Source organism: Micromonospora sp. WMMD961 (assembly GCF_029626145.1).
Classification (GTDB): Bacteria; Actinomycetota; Actinomycetes; order Mycobacteriales; family Micromonosporaceae; genus Micromonospora.
In genome coordinates this window covers 5,314,123-5,337,537 of sequence record NZ_JARUBJ010000002.1, presented here as the reverse complement: position 1 = coordinate 5,337,537, position 23,415 = coordinate 5,314,123, and the positions used below count along the sequence as shown (strand labels likewise).

The 23,415-nt window shown below is 71.2% G+C and carries 22 protein-coding genes and 1 tRNA gene; 11 read left to right on the top strand and 12 right to left on the bottom strand.

From position 1 onward, the window contains the following. The first annotated feature begins 460 nt into the window (after window positions 1-460). Window positions 461-724 carry a DUF6244 family protein gene (locus tag O7614_RS24050; protein ID WP_088949318.1) on the top strand — a complete coding sequence of 88 codons (264 nt, stop codon included), beginning with the start codon at window positions 461-463 and terminating at the stop codon, window positions 722-724. A gap of 34 nt (window positions 725-758) precedes the next feature. Here the strand turns inward: O7614_RS24050 and O7614_RS24045 are convergent, their stop codons facing one another. The 3 genes from O7614_RS24045 to O7614_RS24035 all read right to left on the bottom strand — a co-directional run bounded on the left by O7614_RS24045 (window position 759) and on the right by O7614_RS24035 (window position 3,959). Beyond that, complete coding sequence (locus tag O7614_RS24045) at window positions 759-1,163, bottom strand: hypothetical protein (protein ID WP_278140725.1); 405 nt, start codon at window positions 1,161-1,163, stop codon at window positions 759-761. A gap of 247 nt (window positions 1,164-1,410) precedes the next feature. Then, window positions 1,411-2,388 carry an SEC-C domain-containing protein gene (locus O7614_RS24040; RefSeq protein ID WP_278140724.1) on the bottom strand — a complete coding sequence of 326 codons (978 nt, stop codon included), beginning with the start codon at window positions 2,386-2,388 and terminating at the stop codon, window positions 1,411-1,413. Window positions 2,389-2,492: 104 nt separating this feature from the next. Continuing rightward, window positions 2,493-3,959 carry an MFS transporter gene (locus O7614_RS24035; RefSeq protein ID WP_278140723.1) on the bottom strand — a complete coding sequence of 489 codons (1,467 nt, stop codon included), beginning with the start codon at window positions 3,957-3,959 and terminating at the stop codon, window positions 2,493-2,495. A gap of 219 nt (window positions 3,960-4,178) precedes the next feature. On the opposite strand from O7614_RS24035, the gene O7614_RS24030 reads away from it, so the two are divergent. After that, window positions 4,179-4,760, top strand: a complete 582-nt coding sequence (locus tag O7614_RS24030) for a TetR/AcrR family transcriptional regulator (RefSeq protein ID WP_278140722.1) — start codon at window positions 4,179-4,181, stop codon at window positions 4,758-4,760. 12 nt (window positions 4,761-4,772) lie between these two features. Here O7614_RS24030 and O7614_RS24025 read toward each other — a convergent pair whose 3' ends face one another. Then, complete coding sequence (locus tag O7614_RS24025) at window positions 4,773-5,132, bottom strand: pentapeptide repeat-containing protein (protein ID WP_278140721.1); 360 nt, start codon at window positions 5,130-5,132, stop codon at window positions 4,773-4,775. A 248-nt stretch (window positions 5,133-5,380) separates the two neighbouring features. Here O7614_RS24025 and O7614_RS24020 point away from each other — a divergent pair, with 248 nt between their 5' ends. Further along, entirely contained in the window at window positions 5,381-6,172 is a 792-nt protein-coding gene (locus O7614_RS24020) for an alpha/beta fold hydrolase (protein ID WP_278140720.1), read from the top strand. 96 nt (window positions 6,173-6,268) lie between these two features. On the opposite strand, the gene O7614_RS24015 is transcribed toward O7614_RS24020, so the two are convergent. After that, the gene (locus O7614_RS24015; protein WP_278140719.1) at window positions 6,269-7,141 is read right to left on the bottom strand and encodes an aldo/keto reductase; all 873 of its coding nucleotides are present in this window, start codon (window positions 7,139-7,141) and stop codon (window positions 6,269-6,271) included. 171 nt (window positions 7,142-7,312) lie between these two features. On the opposite strand from O7614_RS24015, the gene O7614_RS24010 reads away from it, so the two are divergent. The 4 genes from O7614_RS24010 to O7614_RS23995 all read left to right on the top strand — a co-directional run bounded on the left by O7614_RS24010 (window position 7,313) and on the right by O7614_RS23995 (window position 11,722). Continuing rightward, complete coding sequence (locus tag O7614_RS24010; RefSeq protein WP_278140718.1) at window positions 7,313-7,678, top strand: YciI family protein; 366 nt, start codon at window positions 7,313-7,315, stop codon at window positions 7,676-7,678. Window positions 7,679-7,810: 132 nt separating this feature from the next. Further along, complete coding sequence (locus O7614_RS24005) at window positions 7,811-9,187, top strand: FAD-binding oxidoreductase (RefSeq protein ID WP_278140717.1); 1,377 nt, start codon at window positions 7,811-7,813, stop codon at window positions 9,185-9,187. Between the two features lie 205 nt (window positions 9,188-9,392). After that, on the top strand, window positions 9,393-10,841 hold the full coding sequence (gene pyk / locus O7614_RS24000) for a pyruvate kinase (RefSeq protein WP_278140716.1): 1,449 nt from the start codon (window positions 9,393-9,395) through the stop codon (window positions 10,839-10,841). After that, the gene (locus O7614_RS23995) at window positions 10,838-11,722 is read left to right on the top strand and encodes an acyl-CoA thioesterase II (protein WP_278140715.1); all 885 of its coding nucleotides are present in this window, start codon (window positions 10,838-10,840) and stop codon (window positions 11,720-11,722) included. Before pyk ends, O7614_RS23995 begins: the two co-directional genes overlap by 4 nt. A gap of 45 nt (window positions 11,723-11,767) precedes the next feature. Here O7614_RS23995 and O7614_RS23990 read toward each other — a convergent pair whose 3' ends face one another. Next, window positions 11,768-12,436, bottom strand: coding sequence for a YceI family protein (locus tag O7614_RS23990; RefSeq protein WP_278140714.1), 669 nt, complete (start codon window positions 12,434-12,436; stop codon window positions 11,768-11,770). A 256-nt stretch (window positions 12,437-12,692) separates the two neighbouring features. On the opposite strand from O7614_RS23990, the gene O7614_RS23985 reads away from it, so the two are divergent. Together O7614_RS23985 and O7614_RS23980 are read left to right on the top strand one after the other, a co-directional pair. Further along, the gene (locus O7614_RS23985; protein WP_278140713.1) at window positions 12,693-13,157 is read left to right on the top strand and encodes an Rrf2 family transcriptional regulator; all 465 of its coding nucleotides are present in this window, start codon (window positions 12,693-12,695) and stop codon (window positions 13,155-13,157) included. Between the two features lie 462 nt (window positions 13,158-13,619). After that, window positions 13,620-14,606 (top strand): sulfite exporter TauE/SafE family protein, encoded by a 987-nt coding sequence (locus O7614_RS23980; protein ID WP_278140712.1) that lies wholly within the window; start codon window positions 13,620-13,622, stop codon window positions 14,604-14,606. A 228-nt stretch (window positions 14,607-14,834) separates the two neighbouring features. Here the strand turns inward: O7614_RS23980 and O7614_RS23975 are convergent, their stop codons facing one another. Then, window positions 14,835-16,274, bottom strand: a complete 1,440-nt coding sequence (locus O7614_RS23975) for a pyridoxal-dependent decarboxylase (RefSeq protein ID WP_278140711.1) — start codon at window positions 16,272-16,274, stop codon at window positions 14,835-14,837. 242 nt (window positions 16,275-16,516) lie between these two features. On the opposite strand from O7614_RS23975, the gene O7614_RS23970 reads away from it, so the two are divergent. Continuing rightward, window positions 16,517-18,778: a cellulose binding domain-containing protein gene (locus O7614_RS23970; protein ID WP_278140710.1), complete on the top strand. Its 2,262-nt coding sequence runs from the start codon at window positions 16,517-16,519 to the stop codon at window positions 18,776-18,778. Between the two features lie 200 nt (window positions 18,779-18,978). Here O7614_RS23970 and O7614_RS23965 read toward each other — a convergent pair whose 3' ends face one another. Next, entirely contained in the window at window positions 18,979-20,022 is a 1,044-nt protein-coding gene (locus O7614_RS23965) for an LLM class flavin-dependent oxidoreductase (protein WP_278140709.1), read from the bottom strand. Window positions 20,023-20,034: 12 nt separating this feature from the next. Further along, window positions 20,035-20,514 carry an Lrp/AsnC family transcriptional regulator gene (locus tag O7614_RS23960; RefSeq protein ID WP_278140708.1) on the bottom strand — a complete coding sequence of 160 codons (480 nt, stop codon included), beginning with the start codon at window positions 20,512-20,514 and terminating at the stop codon, window positions 20,035-20,037. An 83-nt stretch (window positions 20,515-20,597) separates the two neighbouring features. Between O7614_RS23960 and O7614_RS23955 the strand changes: the two genes are divergently transcribed. Next, entirely contained in the window at window positions 20,598-21,776 is a 1,179-nt protein-coding gene (locus O7614_RS23955) for an aminotransferase class I/II-fold pyridoxal phosphate-dependent enzyme (RefSeq protein WP_278140707.1), read from the top strand. Here O7614_RS23955 and O7614_RS23950 read toward each other — a convergent pair whose 3' ends face one another. The 3 genes from O7614_RS23950 to O7614_RS23940 form a co-directional block, all read right to left on the bottom strand. After that, the gene (locus O7614_RS23950; RefSeq protein ID WP_278140706.1) at window positions 21,777-22,427 is read right to left on the bottom strand and encodes an epimerase; all 651 of its coding nucleotides are present in this window, start codon (window positions 22,425-22,427) and stop codon (window positions 21,777-21,779) included. Between the two features lie 90 nt (window positions 22,428-22,517). Further along, complete coding sequence (locus O7614_RS23945; RefSeq protein WP_278140705.1) at window positions 22,518-22,940, bottom strand: hypothetical protein; 423 nt, start codon at window positions 22,938-22,940, stop codon at window positions 22,518-22,520. A gap of 358 nt (window positions 22,941-23,298) precedes the next feature. Next, a tRNA-Leu gene (locus O7614_RS23940) sits at window positions 23,299-23,381 on the bottom strand. Window positions 23,382-23,415 lie beyond the last annotated feature (34 nt).

The following is a 23,415-nucleotide window of genomic DNA, read 5'->3' as shown; positions in this document are numbered from 1 at the left end:
CCCCAACCGGCCCTGGTCGCCGGCGGGATCGCGAGCAAGAGTGTCAGCAGCAGCGCGAGGCCGACGCCCAACCCGAGGGCGACCCCCCAGCCGCCGTCGACCAGGGGGTCTGGCGGGCGTGTCGGTGGGTGTCACGTCGCCATGCTCCGTCCGCTGCGATCGGCGCCGGCCTTTCCGCTTCCCGCCGCGGGCCATATCCGAGATCAGATCGCGTCCGGTGAACTCGCCCCCGGGGCGCAAGCTTCCGTCCACCGCCCGGCCTCGCACTGACCTCCACGTCTTGGCGTTGTCCGCAAGTCTGAAGATCTTGGAAGGAAAGCGCCCCTGGAGGGGCCGAAATCTTCCAAGATCTACCGCTCAGGGGCTGCGATCGCGTGGTCGCGGGGGGTGTGCGGATCTCGTACGCTCCCAGGTGGTCTCCGCTGCGGTGGAGGCGGTGGCCGACAAGGGGGAGGCGCGCGTGAGCGCAGCACAGATCATCGCGAGGTTGGCGGCGGCGTCGCAGAAGCTGGACGAGGCTAAGGCCAAGACCGCGGCGGCGGCACAGGACGCAGCCGAGGCGCGGGCACTCGTCGCCGGTGCCCTGGAAGGTGTGGCGGCCGGTCCACTGGTCGGCATGATCGACGCGTACCGCCAGGCGTTGGCCCAGGCGTCTCAGGGTGGCGATCCGGCGAAGCAACACGTGCAGGAGACGATCGCCAAGGTCCGAGCGCTGGGAAACTGACCACGGGTGGTGGCACGCGATCCCGAGAGGCCGGTCAGCGGGTGATACGGACGGTCCCCTCGAAGCGCGGGTAGTCGCAGCCGTCCTGACAGAGCTCGAAGCCTCCGCTGGCCAGCGCGATTCCCTTGTGGAAGACGAGCCCGCCGTTCTCCGCGTAGACCCGTCCGGTCACGGCCTGCGGCGTGCCGTTGCAGTCGACGGGTGACCAGCCGCTGCCGTACGCGACTCGGTCGCCGTTGCGTTGCCGAAGGATGAACTCCGCGCCGCCGGACGCGCCGGCCGGGCAGGTCACGGTGATGGTGACGTCCACGGCGATGCCTCGGGCGACCAGGGTCGCGGAGGTGACCTCGACGTCACTCGCCGCGCTCGCCGCGGTCGGGTTCAGCAGCGCGGCCAGCGACAGCCCGAACAGTGCGAGGGTGGTGGTGATGCGGCGCACGGCGGTCCCCCTTGCCGGAGTGGGTGCTTACCTGCGGTCACCATAGCCCTCTCCGACACATACCGATATCAATTGATTGCTGCGGCGCGGTGTGCCGGTGCGGCGTCCGCGGGTTGGTGCGCAGCAGCGAGGGTACGCCGTGGAAGGTGCCGGCGCCGTCGGTCAGCACCTAGCGTCGGTTGCGGCTGGCGACCGGGCTGTCTCGATGGTCCGGCGGGCGGTTCCGGGTCACAGGCCGGCGAGACGGTCAGCCGCGCGAGCGGGGCAGGCAGCACTTCTTGTACTTGCTGCCGGAGCCGCACCAGCAGGCGTCGTTGCGGCCGGGTGGCCAGGCGGTCACGCCGGCCTCGTCGAGGCTGTCGGCGTACTCGTCGAGGGTTTCCTCGTCGACGGGGTCGACACCGGCGAAGGCCGCCAGGCCGGCGACCGTGCCGGTGACCACGCCCAGGTCGGCGCCGCCCAGCCCGGAGGCATCGACGAAGGCGCGTTCGAGGTTGGCGCGGTGCTCGTCCCAGGTGGGCGGGTAGGTCTCGGCGAGCGCCGGCCAGCGCACCAGCAACGCGTCGAACTCCGCCTTCGGCCAGAAGAGCAGCGTGGCCGGGCCGTCGTCCAGGGCGTCGAGCGCGTGGTCGCTGGCGGCGCGCAGCCGGTCGGCGAGGTTGTCGTACTCGTCGTGCGGCAGGCCCAGCTCCTCGCGCAGGTCGTGCCGCTGCTGGGTCAGGCCGAAGATCATGGCTGCGGCCTCGTCCTGGGCGTCCTCGGACTCGTGCTGCTGGGCGCGGGTCCGTTCCAGGATCGCGTCGAGCGCCCCGGTCAGCCACTCCAGCGCCGTCTCGGTGTGGTCGGATTCGACCAGCTCGTCGACCAGGTACGTGGCGTCGGGGTTGGTCTCCAGCAGTGGGCGCAGCGCGGTCAGCTCCGCCAGGCCCTCGTCGGTGCGACCGAGGCGCAGCAGCAGGCCACCGCGCACCGCCCGGGCGTACGCGTCCTCGTCGGGCTGTTCGGCGATGGCGCGAGTGGCCAGGGCGAGTGCGTCGGGCAGGTCGCCCGCCTGCTCCAGGATGTCCACGGCGACCAGCAGGGCGTACCCGGTGTCGGCCGGGTCCGCGACCCGCCCCTCGTCTACCGCGCCCACCAGCTCGGCGACGAGTGCGGCCGGATCCGGGCTATCGAGCCCCAGGGAGCCGATCTCCTCGATACGGTCGGCGGTCAGCAACTCGGGCATCGGCTCATCCTGAAGGCGGTGAGTGGTGGACGGGGAGGCGGCCAGCGTACTCCCGAGGACGCCGCAGCCCGGGCGGCGAACCGCCCGGGCTGCGACAGCGATCCTCAGCGGGTCGCGGGCATGGTGGCGAACTCGCCGGCTAGCTCCGACTCGACGATCGTCGCGGTGGACGGCCGCCGACCGGCCGACGCCCGCCGGGCGGACGGGACGGCGAGGGCCGCGAGCGCGGCGGCCAGGGCGATCGCCGTGAGGACGAGAAAGCCCATCGTGAAGCCGGCCTCCCGGGGCAGGCCGTTGGCCTGCGGGTGCGCGGTGATCACACCGCTGACCACGGCGGCGCCGATCGCGCCGCCGATGGTCCGGATGTTGGCGTTCATGCCGGTCGCCACGCCCGTCTGGCTGGCGGGCACGCTGGCGACGATCAGGTTGGCCATCGACGCGAAGGCCAGACCGATGCCGAGCCCGACCAGGCCCCCGGCGAGGGCGACCTCCCAGCGGGTGTCGTGCGCGGCGGCGAGCATCGCGGCCGCGACCACGTTGAACGCGGCACCGGTGGCGAGCTGCGCCTTGGCGCTGAAGACGGCCTGGAGGCGGCCGGCGACGAGGCCGGCGACGAACATCGCGACGAGCATCGGCAGCATGAGCAGACCGGCCTGGCTGATGCTGGCGCCGAAGCCGTAGCCGGCGACGGTCGGGGTCTGCACGAACTGCGGGAGGAACGCGTACACGGAGAACATCGACGCGCCGTAGAGCAGGGCGACCAGGTTGGTCGTCCACACGCCGGGCAGGCGCATCATCCGCATGTCGATCAGCGGGTTGGCCGAGCGCACCTCGGCGACCAGCCAACCGGCCAGCAGCACCACGGCGAGCGCGAGCAGGCTGAGCACCCGGGTGGAGGTCCAGCCCCAGGCCGCGCCCTGGCTGATCGGCAGCAGCAGCGCCACCAGCCAGCCGGAGAGCAGCACTGTGGCGCGCCAGTCGATGCGCCCGGGGGTGCGAACCGGCGACTCGGGGATGAACAGGTGGGCGGCGGCGGCGGTCAACCCCACCACGACCATCGGGATCCAGAACAGCCACCGGTAGTCCAGCGCGGTGACGATCGGGCCGGCCAGCACGATGCCCAGGCCGCCGCCGGCCGCGACGATCGCCGAGATGGCGGCGACGGCGGAGGAGACCCGCGCGGCCGGGAACTCGTCCCGGATGATGCCGAACGAGAGTGGGAAGACGGCCCCGCCGATGCCCTGCACGACCCGGGCGACGATGAGCACGCCGATGTTCGGGGCGATGGCGGCCACCAGGCAGCCGAGGGCGAGCGCCGCGAGCGAGGCGACGAGCATGCGCTCCTTGCCGACCATGTCGCCGACCCGACCGAGGATCGGCGTGAAGATCGACGCCGAGAGCAGGTAGGCGGTGAGCACCCAGGTCACGGTGTTCTGGGAGGTGTGCAGGTCCTGCTGGATGGTCGGCAGCACCGGGGTGATCAGCGACTGGAGCATCGCGAAGAACCCGGCACCGGCCGCGAGCACGGTGAAGGTGAGCCGACGCGAGCTGCGTCGGGAGGTCACTGCCACGAGAGAAGACTCCTGATAACGGTACGGAGGGAGGTGTGTCACCCGTCGTCTCTGGCGGGCGGGCTTGTCGGGTCCGGGGATCGGGGTGGCCAGGCAGCGATCGAGCGGGTCCCGAGGTAAGCTAACCGGAGGCAGGCCTCCGGCGATTCCGGAGGGGTGCCTCCACTAAGCTAGCGGAGGGTTCCCTCCGGATGCAACCAGGGTGAGGTGACGCACGTCATGAGCAGCGCGGGGCAGGCGCCCGAGGTCTTCGCCCGGCGGCCCAAGCGGGCCGATGCGCGGCGCAACTACGACTCCCTGGTCGGTGCGGCCCGCGAGGCGTTCGCCGAGAACGGCGCCGCCGCCTCGCTGGAGGACGTGGCCCGGAGGGCCGGGGTGGGCATCGGCACGCTCTACCGCAACTTCCCGAGCCGGCGGCACCTGTTCGAGGCCGTCTACGTCGAGGAGGTCCGGGCGTTGAGTCGTACCGCCGAGGACCTGGCCGAGTTGCCACCGTGGGACGCGCTGGTCGCCTGGCTGCACCGGTTCGTCGCGTACGTCGCCACCAAGCGGGCGCTCGCCGAGCAACTGCTGCACGACTCCGAGATCTTCCAGAGCTGCCGGACGGAGATCTACGCCGCCGGTGAGCCGCTGATGCGGCGGGCCCAGGCCGCCCACGCGGTCCGTGACGACATCGGCTTCGACGACGTGGTGCGGCTGATCAGTGGCCTCACCATGGCCCAGTTCCCGTCACCCGAGCAGCGCGACCGGGTGCTCGGCGTAGCCCTGGACGGGCTGCGCGCGCCGGCCGTCCCACACTGACCCGCGCCTAGCTCATCGACCGGTCAGTGGTCGACCAGCAGTAGCCACTCGTCGTCGAGGCGTTCGGTTGTGGAACCGGGCCCGGCCGAAGTTCGCGGCGTCGATGAAGCGAGCCCCGTCGAACAGCGCCTCGGCGCCGAACACCGTCCAGCGGAACAGCGCCATCTTCGTGAAGCGGACGGAGTGGAAGCCGGCCGACCGGCCGAACTCGGTGTGCTCCATCGACAGGGCGCCGTCGAAGACGGCCTCCCGGAACGTGACGGCCTCCTCGAAGCGGGTCGCGTCGAAGCTGGTCGGCTGGCCGAAGGTCACCCGGCGAAACGAGGTCGGGCCGTCGGGGGTTCGTCCGCGGCCACGGCCACGGCATGCCATTCGCCGGCAGGACCCGGGGGTACGCGCCGGGCCGGACCGGGTGGTGACCGCCCGTGCCGACAGCGCGGCTGTCCGATATGGAAGGCCGGCGAAATGCCGGTTTGCACCTTCGGTGGAACAACGGGTTACCGGCGCGTAACAAGTCATTGACGTTTCTGAATTGTTGCGGGGATGATCGTCGCACGGTCGACCGGACACCCCCACCCACCTGCCCGGTTCGCCGGGTGCCTCCCCCCGGAGGTGCAGCCATGCTGCTCCGAAAGACCTCCCTCGTCGTGTCCCTCGCCGTCGCCGCCCTGATCGCCTCCGCCGGCACGGCGACCGCCGCCCCCGCTGCCGTCGCCGATCCCGCCGCCCCCGCTGCCGTCGCCCCGACCGCCGCCGCCAACCCGGTGATCGTGGTCGGCGGCCTCAGCGGCGTCGCCGTCGCGTACGAGCCGATCGCCGCCCGGCTGCGCGCCGACGGCTACCGCGCCTTCATCTACCAACTGCCCGGGCTGGGCCTCGGCGACATCCCCGCCTCTGCCCGCGCGTTCGCCACGTACGTCGACCAGGTACGCGCCAGCACCGGCGCGACGACGGTGGACGTGGTTGCCCACTCCGAAGGTGGCCTGGTCAGCCGCTACTACCTCAAGCGGCTCGGCGGCACGGCCACCGTCGGTCGTTACGTCAGCCTGGGCACACCGCAGTACGGCACCTACGTCGCCAACATCGTGGCGTTCCTGGGCCTGGGCAACTGCGCCGGCATCGTGGCCTGCCAACAGATGACCATCGGCTCGGCGTTCCTCGCCGACCTCAACGCCGGTGACGACACCCCGGGGGCGGTGCGCTACACCACCATCCGCACCCTCCAGGACGAGCTGGTCCGGCCGACCGGCAACGCCGTCGTCAACGACGGTGCGACGAACGTGCTGATCCAGTCGTACTGCCCGCTGCGGGTGGTGGGGCACCTCGGCCTGGTGCTCGACGGCACGGCGTACACCATCGTGCGCGGCGCCCTGGTCGACGGCCCGGTGCGACCCAACTGCCTCGCGCTCTGACCGGTCCGTGGAGGTGGTCCGACGGGACCACCTCCACGGTCGCGAGCGGGTGAATGCCGGTTGCCGGACGTTCCTGGGAAAGCGGATACCGGTGGGTCAGCTCGCCTTGGCGAGCGCCTCGAACTCGTCGTCGGTGAGTCGCACGTCGGCCGCGCGGACGTTCTCCTCCAGGTGCGCCACCGAGGACGTACCGGGGATCGGCAGCATCACCGGCGAACGGCGCAGCAGCCAGGCCAGCGCGAGCTGCGCGGGCGACGCGCCGTGCGCGGTGGAGATGGCGTCCAGCGGCCCGCCCGGGCGGGCCAGCTCACCGGTGGCGATCGGGAACCACGGGATGAACGCGAGGTCGTTGCGCTCGCAGTACTCCAGCACGTCCTCGGCGCTGCGGTTGGCGAGGTTGTACAGGTTCTGCACCGACGCGATCGTGGTGATCGCCCGGGACTCCTCGATCTGCGCGACGCTCACCTCGGACAGGCCGATGTGCTGGATCTTTCCCTCCTGCCGCAGCAACGCCAGCTCACCGAGCTGGTCGGCCAGCGGCACCTTCGGGTCGATCCGGTGCAGCTGGTACAGCGGAATGCTGTCCAGGCCCAGGTGACGCAGGCTCAGCTCGCACTGCTGGCGCAGGTACTCCGGGCGACCGACGACGCGCCAGTCGCCGGGCCCGGCCCGCGTGAAGCCACCCTTGGTCGCGATGACCAGGTCATCGGCGTACGGGTGCAGGGCCTCACGGATCAGCAACTCCGAGACGAACGGCCCGTACGAGTCGGCGGTGTCGATGAACGTCACGCCCAGCTCGATCGCGCGGCGCAGCACCCGGACCGCCTCGGCCGGGTCCTTCGGGTCTCCCCAGACACCCGGGCCGGTGATCTGCATCGCCCCGTAGCCGAGCCGGTTGACCGTGACGTCACCACCGATGCGGTACGTGCCGGACGCCTTCGCTGGCTGCTCACTGATGTTTGTCGCCATGGGTGAATCATCCCCCGAAGCCCGGCAGTGACACCGCCGGTCCGCGCGCTGTGCGGCTGGACAGGCTCCCCGGCCGCCGACGGTTACGGCGAAGCGACAGGTGCGACCGGGGCGTACGTGCGACGCTGGCCGGGGCCGGTGCGTTCCGGCGCGACGGCGGAGGGAGCACCCATGGCGGGAGTGCCGCAGGTCAACTTCGCGCTCGACACGTACGAGTGCATAGTGCTCTATCCCGGCGCGGCCGGGCGGGTGCTGCCCGCCGAGACCGTGCAACGGTTGCAGGCCGAGCACGCCGAACACATGCAGGCGTTGCAGCGACGCGGCATCATCCTGGTCTCCGGCTCGATCGACGGGACGACCAGCAACCCGGAGCCCCCGATCGGCTTCGGGCTCGCCCGCACCGGCAGCGTCGAGGACGTACGCAGCGTGCTGGAGGCCGACCCGGCGGTGCAGGCCGGGCTCTACCGGGTGGACGTGCTGACCTTCCTCTGTCCGGCCGGGTCGCTGGAGTTTCCGCTGGTCAAGACCGAGAGCTGATTGGTCGGTCAATCGGCGGCTGTCGTGATGGTGACGGCGCCGGGCCCCCCGCCGGTGCTACGGTCGCGCCCAGCGAGGGCCGCCGCCGGGGCGTACCCGGCGCCATCGGTCGGCCCCGGTCGAGGAGTCGCCATGCTCTCCGCCGCCACCGGTGATGTCGCGTCCGCGACCGCCCGGCTGCGCGCCCTGCTCGGTGACCGGCTGCACGAGCCGGGCGAGCCCGCGTACGCCACCACCACCCGGCTCTGGAACGGCGCGGTCCAGCGCACGCCCGCCCTGGTCGCGCGCTGCCTGGACACCGACGAGGTGGCCGCCGCAGTCGACATCGCCGCCCGGTGCCACCTGCCCCTGTCGGTCCGCTCCGGAGGGCATGACTGGGCGGGCCGGGCGCTACGCGACGGCGGCCTGGTGCTCGACCTGACCGGACTGCGTGCCGTCCGGGTCGACCCGGACACGGCCACGGTGACCGTCGGCGGCGGCACCACGGCCGCGGAACTGCTCGCCGCCGCCCGCCCGCACGACCTGGTGGTGCCCACCGGCACGGTCGGCGACGTGGGCATGGCCGGGCTCACCCTGGCCGGCGGGTACGGCCCGCTGTGCGGCCGGTTCGGGCTGACCCTGGACAGCCTGCTCGGCGCGGAGGTGGTCCTCGCCGACGGCCGCCGGGTCACCGCCGACCCCCGGCACGACGCCGAGCTGTACTGGGCGCTGCGCGGCGGCGGCGGAAACCTCGGCATCGTGACCGAGCTGCGCTTCCGGGCACACCGGCTGCCCGGCGTGCTGGCCGGCATGATCATGTTCGCGTTGGCCGAGGCGCCGGACGTGCTGCGCGGCTACGGAGCGCTGGTCGCCGAGGCCCCGGACGAGCTGACCGTGATGACCGGTTTCCTGCCCGGCCCGGCCGGCGAGCCGGTGATCTTCGTCTGCCCGTTCTACAGCGGCCCGGACCTGGACGCCGGGCTGCCGTGGATGGACCGACTGCGCGCCCTGGGCACCCCGCTGGTCGACCAGATCGCCCCGATGCCGTACGCGGACGCGTTGCGGATGTTCGACGGCGGGATGGTCGACGGCAACCACTACCTGCTGCGTACCCGCTGGCTGCCCGCGCTCACGGACAACGCGGTGGACGTGATCGTCGACGCCGCCCGGCAGGTCAGCTCGCCGTTCTCCGCGCTGGCCGTGCACCACTTCCACGGTGCGGCCACCCGGGTCCGGCTCGCCGACACGGCGTTCGGGCTGCGCGCCGATCACCTGCTCACCGAGATCATCGCGGTCTGGGCGCCCGGCGAGCGGGCCGAGCCGCACCGGGTGTGGGCCGAGCGCACCTCGACGGGGCTCGCCCCGCACGCCCAGCCCGGCGGTTACCCCAATCTGCTCGCCCCGGAGGAGACCGATCGGGTCGAGCTCGCCTACGGCGCGAACTGGCCGCGGCTGCGCCGCGCCAAGCGCCGCTACGATCCGCGTGAGCTGCTCACCGCGGTGCCCACCCTGCCGCCGTCGAGGCACTGATGGCGGGCCGCGCCCGGGAGCACCCCGACAGCGCACGTCACCGGAGGCGTACGATTCCCGGCGCGCGGTCGCTGTTGCCCGTCGCCACAACGTTCCCGGTGCGGTTCCGCCCGCCGGCCCGACGCGCGCCGCGCGTCGTTGGACACATGTTCCGCTGCCTGCAATGGGTCGGTCCCGAGTCCGACCTGAAGGAGAGACTAGCCTGATGGGCGTGACACGCCGCGCGAAGATCGTCTGCACTCTTGGTCCCGCCACCTCGTCCCCGGAGCGCATCCGGGGTCTCGTCGAGGCCGGCATGAACGTGGCGAGGCTCAACTTCAGCCACGGCAGCCACGCCGACCACGAGGCGGTCTATCGACTGGTCCGGGAGGCGTCCGAGGCGGCAGGTAAGCCGGTGGCCGTCCTCGCCGACCTGCAAGGCCCCAAGATCCGGCTCGGTCGGTTCGCCGACGGCCCGCACGAGTGGCGCACCGGCGACTCGGTCGTGATCACCGGCGACGACATCGTCGGCACGAAGGAGCGGGTCTCCTGCACCTACCAGAAGTTGCCGCACGAGGTGAAGCCCGGTGACCGGCTGCTGATCGACGACGGTCGGGTCGCCGTCGAGGTCACCGACGTCACCGGCAACGACATCCGCTGCCTCGTCACCGAGGGCGGCCCGGTCTCCAACAACAAGGGCGTCTCGCTGCCCAACGTGGCGGTCAGCGTGCCCGCCATGTCGGACAAGGACGCCGAGGACCTGCGTTTCTCCCTCGGGCTCGGTGTCGACCTGGTCGCGCTCTCCTTCGTCCGCTCGGCGGAGGACATCAAGCTCGTGCACGGCATCATGGCCGAGGAGGGCGTGTTCCGCCCGGTGCTGGCCAAGGTCGAGAAGCCGGAGGCGGTGGACGAGCTCGAGGCCATCGTGCTGGCCTTCGACGGCGTCATGGTCGCCCGCGGTGACCTCGGTGTCGAGATGCCGCTGGACCAGGTCCCCCTGGTGCAGAAGCGCGCCGTGCAGCTGTGCCGGGAAAACGCCAAGCCGGTCATCGTCGCCACCCAGATGCTCGACTCGATGATCGAGAACTCCCGCCCCACCCGGGCGGAGGCCTCCGACGTCGCCAACGCGGTGCTCGACGGCGCGGACGCGGTGATGCTCTCCGGCGAGACCAGCGTCGGCAAGTACCCGGTGCTGACCGTCAGCACCATGGCGAAGATCATCACGACCACCGAGTCCGGCTCGATCGGCGTTCCCCGGTTGCAGCACGACCCGCGTACCCACGGTGGCGCGCTCACCGTCGCCGCCTCGTCGATCGCCCGGGCCATCAACGCCAAGGCGCTCGTCGCCTTCTCGCAGACCGGCGACACCGTCCGACGGCTGTCCCGCCTGCACTGCGACCTGCCGCTGTTGGCCTTCACGCCCGTCCCCGAGGTGCGCGACCAGCTCGCCCTCACCTGGGGCGTGGAGACCTTCCTGATGCCGTTCGTGCAGCACACCGACGACATGTTCCGTCAGGTCGACCAGGCGCTGCTCGGCCTCAACCGGGCCAACCCCGGCGACTACGTGGTGATCGTCGCGGGTAGCCCGCCCGGCACCCCCGGCTCGACCAACACGCTGCGCGTCCACCAGCTCGGTTCGCTGGTCGACGCGGCGTCGGCGCGGGCGCTGCAGTGAGCGACGGTCGGGTCGCAGTCGGCCAAGCCGCCGTGGACCAGCTCCTGGAAGTGCTGGACCTCGACCCGACCGGTGAGATGACCTTCCGGGGGATGAGCCCCCCGGTCGGTCCACAACGGGTGTACGGCGGCCAGGTCGCGGGTCAGGCCCTGGTCGCCGCCGGCCGCACCGTCGACCCGGAACGGTTCGTGCACTCGCTGCACGGCTACTTCGTCCGCCCCGGCGACCCGGTCGAGCCGATCGAGTACCAGGTGGAGAACATCCGCGACGGACGGTCCTTCTCGGTCCGCCGCTCGGTCGCCCTCCAGCACGGCAAGCCGATCTTCTTCATGTCGGCGTCCTTCCAGCGGGCCGAGGAGGGCCTGGACCACCAGGTAACCGCCCCGCTGGACGTACCCCTGCCGCAGGACGTGCCGACGATGGCCGACCGGCTCTCCCGCTACCCGGAGCGGCTGGGCATGTGGGGTCAGATCCCGCGACCGATCGACGTGCGCTACGTGGGGGAGCCCGGCTGGGTTCGCCCCGGCGACCGGCCCGCCGACCCGCACCAACGGGTCTGGATGCGCATCGACGGCAAACTACCGGACGATCCGCTGCTGCACGCCTGCGCGCTCACCTACGCCTCGGACCTCACCCTGCTCGACTCGGTGCTCTCCGCGCACGGCGAGGTGTGGGGGCCGGGCGGGTTGGTCGGCGCGAGCCTCGACCACGCCCTGTGGTTCCACCGGCCGTTCCGTGCCGACGAGTGGTTCCTCTACGACTGCCTGAGTCCGTCGGCGTCCGGGGCCCGTGGGCTGGCGACCGGCCGGATGTTCACCACCGACGGCCGGCAGATCGCCAGCGCTGTCCAGGAGGGTCTGCTGCGCCGCGTCGGCGCCTGACGTTCTCGACCGTCCCCGCCAGGCCTCTGGCGGGGACGACGAGACTCAGCCCTGGTAGATGGCCTCGCCGGCGATCTCGATCTGCACCGTCTTACCGACCAGCACCCCGCCGCTCTCCAGGACGACGTTCCAGAGCAGGCCGTAGTCCTCGCGGTTGATCTCGGCCGTCGCGCTGAACCCGAAGATGTTCTGCCCGTACGGATCCTGCCGTGCGCCGCCGAAATTCACCTCCAGGTCGACCGGCCGGGTGATCCCCTTCACCGTCAACTCGCCGGTGAGGACGAATCGTCCGGGAACGCCGTCCGACTGCGGCGGAACAATGTGACTCCGGCCTCGTCCAGCCAGCCGATGGTTGCGCAGACGGGCCCACTGGAATATGGGGTTGTCGTTGCCCTGCCATTTAATGCCGGTGCTTCGATATTCGAGTGTGGGATAGCGCTCCACGTCGAGGAAGTCGGCGCTCTTGAGATGCGTGTCCCGGTCGACGCTCCCGGTGCTGATGCTGGCCGACATGATGGTCGCCGTCACCGAGGAGAGCAGCGGATCCTCCGCCACGAAGACCTGCGCGCTGGCCTCGGCGAACTCGCCGCGTACCGGGCTCACCATCATGTGCCGGGACAGGAAACCGATCCGCTTGTGCGCCTGATCGAGAAGATAGGTGCCGGCCGCCGGGATGGTCATGCCATCCCAGGTGCGTGTCGCGGTATCGGTCATCGTATTGCCTTCCCCCCGAGGGTGCCCGGGCGTTTGTCAATATCTTGCCGGCGGTCGGGTAAACGGCCAGACAGTCGTACTCCCGCCCAGCATAGGGACGCTCCGGAACGACTTTTCGGCCCCCACCTTGTCGTGGATCATGACGGACTTCGCCGGTCCTCCGCGAGGAAGCGAATGCGCGGATCTCCGTCGATGCGTGTCCGATTGGCCGAGGGTCGCCCGCCCGCCCGGTTGACCAGCGACTAACCTTGCCGACATGCGCCTCTCCGCCCGGGTCGACTACGCCCTCCGCGCGGCTGCCGAACTCGCCGCGACGGCCAGTGGCCCGGGGCGCGGCCGGCCCGTCACGGCCGACCAGATCGCCCGAGCCCAGGAGATCCCGCCGAAGTTCCTGGAGAGCATCCTGCTCCAACTGCGCCGTGGCGGCATCGTGCACGCCCAGCGCGGCCCGGAGGGCGGCTACTGGCTGGCCCGCCCCGCCGAGAAGATCTCCCTCGCCGAGGTCATTCGGGTGATCGACGGGCCGCTCGCCCACGTACGCGGACAGCGCCCCGAACAACTCGGTTACCACGGCCCGGCCCGCGCGCTCCAGGAGGTCTGGATCGCGCTGCGGGCCAGCGAGCGCGAAATCCTGGAACTGGTCAGCGTCGCCGACGTGGCAGCAGGCACCCTGCCCGCACGGGTCACCGAGTTGGTCGCCGACCCGCGCGCCTGGACCTGAGCGCCGGCCCATCCGGGCCTCACGCCGTGCGTCTGCGGGAGCGCGTCGTGGTGGGCTCCGCTGCGTCATGTCCGGTTTTGCCGTGTCGCGTCGTGCTCGAACGCGCCCATCTTATTGAGCTGGCACATCCTCGACGCCCCCGCAGGCCCGTCTACTTTGGGTGGTTCCGCCAGCTACGCGTGGGCCCGGCGCACAGATCGGCGCCGACGGTCGGGAGATCTTGGACAGTTTCCGTTCGCGGCTAACGGAAACTGTCCAAGATCTCCCAGTGGTGAAGCTGGAAACGCCGTGCCTGCGGGTCCGTCGACCGGCGGTCCTGCTGAAGTGCCTGCGCGGTTGGCCTGAGGGGGGCGCGCCACGCGGTGGCGTCCCATCCACCGATCGGGGGCTTGACCCTGACTGCCGTGTGCCGCATTGTCGACCAAGTCGATAGGAGATGCCGAAAAGTCAGGGGGCGCGCTCGTGCGCAAGCTACTGGTCCTCGCTCTGGTCGGGCTCGTCGCGCAGTTGATCGATGGGTCGCTCGGCATGGCGTACGGGTTGACCTCGTCGACGCTGCTGCTGGTCGCCGGAGTCGCCCCGGCCGCCGCCTCGGCATCGGTGCACCTGGCCGAGATCGGCACCACGCTCGCCGCCGGGGTCGCGCACTGGCGGTTCGGCAACGTCGACTGGCGAGTGGTGACCCGCATCGCGCTGCCCGGCGCGATCGGTGCCTTCGCCGGCGCCACAGTGCTCAGTTCGATCTCCACCGAGGCCGCCGCGCCGTGGATGGCCGGCATCCTCTTCACGCTCGGCGCGTACCTACTGGTTCGCTTCGCCCGCCCGTTGCGCACCGATCGGGTCGGCGGGCGGCTCCGCGGTCGCTTTCTCGGCCCCCTGGGCCTGGTCGCCGGCTTCGTCGACGCGACCGGCGGCGGCGGATGGGGCCCGGTTGCCACCCCGGCACTACTGGTCTCCGGCCGGATGGAACCCCGCAAGGTGATCGGCTCGGTGGACACCGCCGAGTTCGTCGTGGCCGGCGCGGCCAGCGTCGGCTTCCTGATCGGGCTGGGCACCGAGGGGTTCCTGCTCCCCACGGTCGCCGCACTGCTGGTCGGCGGGCTTATCGCCGCCCCGCTGGCCGCCTGGCTGGTGCGAATCGTGCCCGCCCAACTGCTCGGCGCAGCGGTCGGCGGCGTGATCGTGCTGACCAACGCCCGCACCCTGATCCGCTCCGCCGAACTGGACGGCCCGGTCCGCCCCATCACGTACGCCCTGTTGGCCGCCGGCTGGTTGGCTGCCCTGGTGCTGGCGGTGCGGGCCCTGCGCCGAACTCGGCGGGCGCGTATCGAGGCCGCCACGGCCGCAAACGCTTCTCCCGCTCCCGGCCCGGCCGCCCTCGCCGGCGTTGGTGCCGCCGCAGATGCCCCGGCCGAGCTGGCCCCAACGGGTACGCCCAACCCACGCTGAACCCCGTTCCCAACCGCCACCCCGCCCGCTAGCCGACCCCCGCTCGACCGCGGACGCCCTCTAGGTCGAGGGCGGTGACAACAGCATGGCGCCGTCCGCGCAAGGCGCACGCCCCAAGATCCGTGCAACGTCTTTGAACCTGCGGCCTCGGCGCGCGTCGTGCCGGTGCTTCGCCTGATGTGGGGTGGTTGTTGGGTCGGGTGGTTCGGCGCGGGGCGCGGGGCGCGGTCAGGGGGCGAGTAGGTCTTTGGCCGTGGTGGAGAGCAGTGTCCAGGCGGTGTCGATGTGCGTTTCGGTGGTCTGTGGGGAGCCGACGGCCATCCGCAGCGTGTAGCGGCCGGCGACCCGGGTGTGCGTCAGGTACACGCGTCCGGTGGCGTTCACCGAGGCCAGCAGTGCGGCGTTGACGTCGTCGTCGGCGCGTAGCCGGAAGCAGACCAGCGCGAACGGGTGCGCCGCCGCCAACTCGAACCGGTCGTCGGCGCGAACCTGCTCGGCGAACCGCTCGGCGAGCCGTACACCGGAGCGGATGTGTGCCCGCAACCCTTCGACGCCGTACCAGCGCAGCACGAACCACAGCTTCAGGGCCCGGAAGCGTCGACCCAGCGGCACCTGCCAGTCGCGGTAGTCGATCACCGCGCCGGAGTCGGAGGCCGCGTTGCGCAGGAACTCCGGCAGTACGGTCAGCGCCTCGATCAACTCGGCCCGGTCGGCTACCCAGAACGCGTCGCAGTCGAAGCCGGTGAGCAGCCACTTGTGCGGGTCGAAGCAGTAGGAATCGGCGTAGTCCAGGCCGGCGTGCGACCACCGTAGTTCGGGGCAGACGGCGGCGGAGCCCGCGTACGCGGCGTCGACGTGCAGCCAGATGCCGTACTGCGCGCAGATGGCCCCGATTTCCGGTATCGGGTCGACGGCGGTGGTGGAGGTGGTGCCGATGGTGGCCACCACGATGGCCGGTACGTCCCCGGCTGCCAGGTCGGCTTCGATCGCCGCGCGTAGCGCGGCGGGCAGCAGCGCCTGGGTGTCCGGGTCGACGTCGATCGCGCGGAGCCCGTCGCTGCCCAGCCCGGCGATACGGACGGCCTTCTCGATGGAGGAGTGCCCGTGTGCGGAGGTGTAGGCGCGGTAGCGCCGGTCGACGCCGGTGTCGCGCCAGCGACCCCCGCTGGCCCGGTGCAGTGCGGCCAGGGTGGCCACCAGGGTCGCCGAGGAGGCGGAGTCCTGGATGACGCCGCCACCGCTGCTGGCGGAGTGGAACCGCTGCGGCAGGTCCAGTAACTGGGCCAGCCAGTCCATCAGCACCGTCTCCAGCTCCGTGCTGGCCGGGCTGGTGGCCCAGAGCATGCCCTGCACGCCGAGCCCGGAGCTGACCAGGTCGCCGAGCACGCTCGGGCCGGAGGTGTTGGCCGGGAAGTAGCCGAAGAAGCTCGGGTGCTGCCAGTGGGTCAGCCCCGGTACGACGATCGCGTCCAGGTCGGCGAGGACCGCCTCGACCGGTTCGCCGCCGGTGGTGGGTGGCGTGGTGGGCAGCGCGGCGGCGACCGTGCCGGGCGGGTCGGACGGGGCGACCGGCCGTTGCCCGACTGTCGCCCAGTAGTCGGCGATCCAGTCGACGACGGCGTGGCCGGCGCGGCGGAACTCGTCGGGGTCCATGTGCGGAGCGGTCACCTCAACGAGTTGATCAGGCATCGATCGTCGACGCAAGACCCGACGGTCATTCGACGAATATCGATATTGCGGAGCGGAAAGCGCTTGCCCTACTATGCGGCTTGAGTCGGATCCGTGAGTTCCAGGGCGTTCACCCCGATCAGATCGCCGTCCGCCACCGCCGCGGCCGAGCCGGTCCACTGTGCTTCCCGGGCGCGGCCAGTGGTCCTCAGCGATCATCACCGGATCCCCGGAGGCAGTCCATGCACCCGTCCAGACATCGGCTGATCCTGCTCGCCGGTACGACGGCCGCCGCCGTCGTGGCCGGCACCCTCGGTACGGTGGTCGCCTCGGCCGCCGCCGTCGGCTGTCGCGTCGACTACCAGATCACGAACCAGTGGCAGGGCGGCTTCGGCACCAACGTCACCGTCACCAATCTCGGCGACCCGGTCAACGGGTGGGCCCTCACCTGGTCGTACGCCGCGGGCCAGCAGGTCACCCAGGCGTGGAACGCCGGCGTCAGCCAGTCCGGTGCCCAGGTCACCGCCCGCAACGTCGACTACAACGCGAACCTCGCCACGAACGGCTCCGTCTCGTTCGGCTTCAACGGTTCGTGGACCGGCAGCAACCCGGTGCCGGGCAGCTTCGCGCTCAACGGCGCGACCTGCACCGGCGCCCCACCCACCGACGAACCGACCACGCCACCTCCGACCACGCCACCTCCGACCACGCCACCTCCGACCACGCCACCTCCGACCACGCCACCTCCGACCAGCGGGGTGCTGCAGATGGAGAACCTGGACCGCGGCCTGGTCAGTGTCCGCTCCGGCAGCGGCAACCTGGTCTCCTGGCGGCTGCTCGGCACCGAGACCTCCGGGGTGGCCTTCAACGTCTACCGGGGATCGACCAGGGTCAACGCCAGTCCGATCACCGGTGCCACCAACTACCTCGACAGCGGCGCGGCGGCCGGCTCGGCGTACACCGTGCGGGCCGTGGTCGGCGGCGTCGAGCAGGCGGCGTCGGCACCGGCGTTGCAGTTCGGCGCGGGTTACCTGGACGTGCCGTTGCAGGTCCCGGCCGGCGGCAGCACGCCCAGCGGCGAGAGCTACACCTACAGCGCCAACGACGCCTCGGTGGGTGACCTGAACGGCGACGGCAGCTACGAGATCGTGCTCAAGTGGGATCCGTCGAACGCCAAGGACAACTCCCAGTCCGGCTACACCGGCAACGTCTACGTCGACGCGTACACCCTCACCGGCACCAGGTTGTGGCGGGTCGACCTGGGCCGCAACATCCGCGCCGGTGCCCACTACACCCAGTTTCAGGTGTACGACTACGACGGTGACGGCCGCGCGGAGGTGGCCATGAAGACCGCCGACGGCACCCGCTCCGGCACCGGTCAGGTCATCGGATCGTCGTCGGCGGACCACCGCAACTCCAGCGGCTACGTGCTCAGCGGACCGGAGTACCTGACCATGTTCGACGGGCGTACCGGCGCGGTGCTCTCCACCGTCACCTACGACCCGCCGCGCGGCACGGTGTCCTCGTGGGGTGACTCGTACGGCAACCGGGTGGACCGGTTCCTCGCCGGCACCGCGTACCTGGACGGGCAGCGCCCCTCGCTGATCATGGCCCGGGGCTACTACACCCGCGCGGTGATCGCGGCCTGGGACTTCCGCAACGGCACGCTGACCAAGCGCTGGACGTTCGACTCGAACTCCTCCGGCAACGGTGCCGCCGCGGGGCAGGGTAACCACCAGCTCTCGGTGGCCGACGTCGACGGCGACGGCCGGCAGGAGATCGTGTACGGCGCGGCCACCGTCGACGACAACGGTCGGCTGCTGCACTCCACCGGCAACGGGCACGGGGACGCCCTGCACGTCGGGGATCTCGACCCGGGCCGCTCCGGCCTGGAGGTGTTCAAGGTCGACGAGGACGGCAGCAAGCCCAGTTCCTACTTCGCCGACGCCCGTACCGGTCAGGTGCTCTGGTCCACGCCGGCCTCCGGCGACAACGGCCGGGGTGTCTCGGCGGACATCTGGGCGGGCAGCCCGGGCGCGGAGTCGTGGTCGTCGGCGGTTGCCGGGCTGGCCAACACCAGGGGGCAGAACGTCGGCCGTAAGCCGTCGTCGGCGAACTTCCTCGCCTGGTGGGACGGCGACCCGGTGCGGGAACTGCTGGACGGCACGAAGATCGACAAGTACGGCACCGGCGGCGAGACCCGGCTGCTCGACGGCAGCGGGGTGGCGTCCAACAACGGCACCAAGTCCACCCCGGCATTGTCCGGCGACATCCTGGGTGACTGGCGTGAGGAGGTGGTCTGGCGAACCAGCGACAGTCGGGCGCTGCGCATCTACAGCACGCCCACCCCGACCAGCAGCCGCATCTACACCCTGATGCACGACCCGCAGTATCGGGTGGCGATCGCGTGGCAGAACACCGCCTACAACCAACCGCCGCATCCGGGGTTCTTCATCGGCAACGGGATGGCCAACCCACCCACCCCGGACATCTACCTACGTTGAGTCAACCCCTGGCGGTCTCGGACGGGGTCGCCTAGGGTGGCAGGCACCGGGCCGCAGCCGCGGAATCCGCTCAGCTCCGGCCCGGTGCGCCACACCGCGGCACCCTCGACCCGTCCCGACCGAGAGTGCCGTACCACCACCGGAACCAACATTAGGCACCGTCCGGGTCGGCGGGGTGACGCTGACGTGAAGATCGTGTTTCATGCCTTCCGGTGCAGACCGCCCGCCACCTGCTCGGCGATCAGCTCGTAGGACCGCACCCGGTCGGCGACGTCGTACACCAGCGTGGTCAGCATCAACTCGTCCGCGCCGGTGCGCCCCACCAGCTCGGTCAGCTGCCGGCCCACCGTCTCCGGCGAGCCCATCGCCTGACCGTCACGGCGTTGCAGGACGAACTCCCTCTCGAACTCGGAGTACGGGTACGCCGCCGCCTCGTCGGGCGTCGACAGCGGCTCGGGCTTCCCGGAGCGCAGCTTCAAAAACGACAGCGCGCTCGGCCCGGCCAGCCACTCGGCCCGCTCGTCGGTCTCCGCGCACACCGCGTTGACCGCCACCATCGCGTACGGCTTGTCCAACCACTGCGACGGCCGGAAGTGCTGCCGGTACAGGGCCAACGCCGGCAGGGTGTTCTGCGAGCTGAAGTGGTGCGCGAAGGAGAACGGCAGACCGAGCAGCCCGGCGAGTTGGGCGCTGAACCCGCTGGAGCCGAGCAGCCACACGGCCGGCTTCGCGCCCTGACCCGGCATGGCGATGATCTGCCCCGGCTTCTCGCCGCTGAAGTAGTTCATCAGGTCCGTCAACTCGCGGGGGAAGTGCTCCGCGGACAGGCCCTCCATGGTGCGCCGCAACGCCAGCGCGGTCACCTGGTCGGTGCCCGGCGCCCGGCCGATGCCCAGGTCGATCCGACCGGGGTGCAGCGCTTCCAGGGTGCCGAACTGCTCGGCCACCACCAGCGGGGCGTGGTTGGGCAGCATCACCCCGCCCGAACCGAGGCGGATCGTCGAGGTGTTCGCGGCCAGGTGTGCCAGCAGCACTGCCGGAGCCGAGCTGGCGATCGCCGGCATGTTGTGGTGCTCGGCCACCCAGAACCGGCGGTAGCCCAGCTCCTCGGTGCGGCGTGCCAGCTCGGTGGTGGCCTCCAGGGCCGCGCCGACAGTGGTGCCCTTGGCGACCGGGGCAAGATCAAGAACAGACAACGGTACGGTGATCACACGTGGTGCCAACTCCCCGGCCTGCCCGTTCATTCCGACCGCCGCTCAGCCCATCCCGCGCGCCTGCTCGAAGATCAGGCTGGTCTGGGTGTGCTGCACCACCGGGTCGACCGCCAGATGGTCCAGCACGAAATCCCGCAACGCGTCACCGGATGCTGCCCGCACGTGCAGCACGTAGTCGTCCGCACCGGCCACGTGGAACACCGACACCACCCCCGGCAGTCGCACCGACCGGGCCCGGAACGCGTCCACCGCCGCCCGCTCGTGGGCGGTCAGCCGCACCGACACCAACGCCTGCAACGGCAGACCGAGCGCGGCCGGGTCCACCTCGGCGTGGAATCCACGGATCGCGCCCCGCTCGCGCAGCGCCCGCGTACGGGTCAGGCACGTCGACGGCGCGACCCCCACCCGCTCGGCGAGAGCGTTGTTCGGCAGGCGGCCATCCGCGGCCAGTTCGCCGAGGATTGCGCGGTCCACCTCGTCCAGGGCCGGATACGGCCGCACATCATTCGGCTCAGCAGGCATTGCGCCATCCTCGCCCGAATCCACCATCGAAACCAAGCTGATCGACAGAATGATCTGCCGAACTGTTGCCTGCCCGTCGGTAGATGTTCGACCCTACCCGCATGACGACGGTGGACACCCGGGCCGTACACGCCGGCCGCGACGACCTACGCGCCCTCGGCGTGCACGTGCCACCCATCGACCTGTCCACCACCAACCCGCTGCCCTCGGTCGACGACGGCGGCGCCGCGTACGAGCAGCTCGCCACCGGCGGCACCCTTCCCGCCGACGGCAGCGCCGTCTACCAGCGGCTCTGGAACCCCACCGTCGCCCGCTTCGAAACCGCCCTCGCCGAACTGGAGGGCACCGCGCAGGCCGTCGCCTTCGCCAGCGGCATGGCGGCCCTCACCGCCACAGTGCTCGCCGCCGCCCGCGACGACCGGCGGCACGTCGTCGCCGTCCGGCCCCTCTACGGCGGCACCGACCACGTCCTCGCCACCGGTCTGCTCGGCACCACCGTCACCTGGGCACACCCCGACGAGGTCGCCGCCGCCATCCGACCCGACACCGCACTGGTCATCGTCGAGACACCCGCCAACCCCACCCTCGACCTGGTCGACATCGCCGCCCTCGCCGCCGCGGCCGGCGACATCCCGCTGCTCGTCGACAACACCGTCGCCACCCCCGTGCTGCAACAACCCGCCCGGCACGGCGCCACCCTCGTCCTGCACAGCGCCACCAAGAGCATCGGCGGGCACGGCGACGTGCTCGCCGGCGTCGTCGCCTGCGACGCCGACTGGGCCGCGCGCCTCCGGCAGGTCCGCGCGGTCACCGGCGCGATCCTGCACCCGCTCGGCGGCTACCTGCTGCACCGCGGCCTGCAAACCCTGCCGCTGCGGGTCCGCGCCCAACAGGCCACCGCCGAGAAACTCGCCGGCTGGCTCGCCGACCACCCCGCCGTACACCGCGTGCACCACCCCTCGGTGCACGACCCGGCGGCGCTGGTCGGCCGCCAGATGGCCGGACCCGGCAGCCTGCTCGCCTTCGAGGTACGCGGCGGCGCACCCGCCGCAGCCGCCGTCGCCGGCGCCTGCCACCTCATCACCCACGCGGTCTCGCTCGGCGGCGTCGACACCCTCATCCAGCACCCGGCCTCGCTCACCCACCGACCCGTCGAGGGCGACGCGAAACCCGCCGCCGCCCTGCTACGGCTCTCGGTCGGTCTCGAAGACCCCGAGGACCTGCGCGCCGACCTCGCCCAGGCCCTCGACACGATCGCCTGATCAGCGCAGCTCGCGGTTGCCCAACACGCGCGTCGGCGAACCCTCCCGCGCCACCCGCAGCATCGCTCGACCGATCCCGTCCGTCGTGGTGACCTGGTTCGGCAGCAACCGACGCAGCACCGGGAACAGCGGACGCGTCACCGCGTACCCGATCCGGTACGCACGGGTCCGCGACACCGCCCCGTGGGTCGGCTGGATGAAACCCGGACGCGCCGCGTAGCCGTTGGGCAGCAGATCCATGATCGCGTTCTCGGTACGGCCCTTGACCCGCGCCCACATCACCCGACCCCGACCCGACGAGTCCGTCCCGACCCCCGAGACGTAGACGAACGTGACCTGCGGACTCACCTCGGCCAGCAACCGCGCCGCCGCGAGCGGGTAGTCGTAGCTGACCCGGGTGTACGCGGCCTCGTCCAGACCCAGCGAGGACACCCCCAGGCAGTAGAAGCATGCATCCACGCCGGTCAGCTCGGCGCGCACCGACGCCAACTCGCCCACGTCCGCGACCGTCAGCTCCCGCAGCTTCGGATCCCGCTGACCGGTCGGCCTGCGGCCGACGGTGAGCACCTCCCGCACGTCCTCGGCGAGCAGACACTCGCGCAACACGCCCTGGCCGACCATGCCGGTCGCACCGAAGATCGCCACCCGCATCAGTTCCACTCCTGTCGCCGCCGCTGTCACCGGCCATCCGCCCGCGCGTCGACCAGGCTCCCACGGTCGGCGTGATCCGCCCTAGTGCAGTCAGGACTTCGGGCCGACGTGCCGGTCCAGTGTGGCGACCGCGTCGCGTCGCGCCACCGACAGCGAGTTGCGCCGGTTCATCCGCCAGGCGACGCCGAGCAGGTCGAGGCCCCACTGGCAGAGCCCCATGATGTCGGCCGACTCGTTGACGAACATGTAACGCGGGTAGACGTAGTGCCGACCTCGCGTCGTGACCCGGTTGGCCGTTCGGCAGCCGTCGGAGTGGAAGAGCCCGCGCAGGAAGTCGCCGGGATGGACTTCGAGAATCCGCCGTTGCCAGTCGGTCAGGACGATCGGTCGCTCGTGCTTCTTGCCCGGACCGTGCTGTGGCAGCAGGCACGGCCAGTGGGTGCCGTAACTCTGTACGCCGACGCAACCCTGTTTCTGGACCCGTTGCACCTTCGACGCCAGCACGGCTCGCATGGCCGTGTCGCACGCCTCAATCAACCCGGGCCACGCATGGGAACAGTAGATGCGCAACACCGGGACGCGTGCCGCTGTCACCAGGTGGCCGTCGCCCAGGTAGAGACCGAGCAGGTAGGCGTAAGCAGCGGGGTCGGTCGGATTCTGGACATCCGGCCGGCACCGGAAGCACCGTAGCTCCGTGCCGCGCTTCACCGGATCGGGTCGATCGACGCACCAGTGCCAGACCGTGGCATACGGCAACGAGAGCGTGCGAGCTACGGAGCGGACGGCGTGTCCGCGTGCGTGGAGAGCGCGGGCTCGTGCCCGTAGCTGCGGTGGGTGCATCCGCATATCATCGAACAGGTGTATGACAAGGTGCCGGGAGCGGGATTCGAACCCGCAAGCCCTTTCGGGCAGAAGTGTTTGAGACTTCCGTGTATGCCGTTCCACCATCCCGGCGGGTGGCGCCTACTGTACCCGACTACTCTCATGC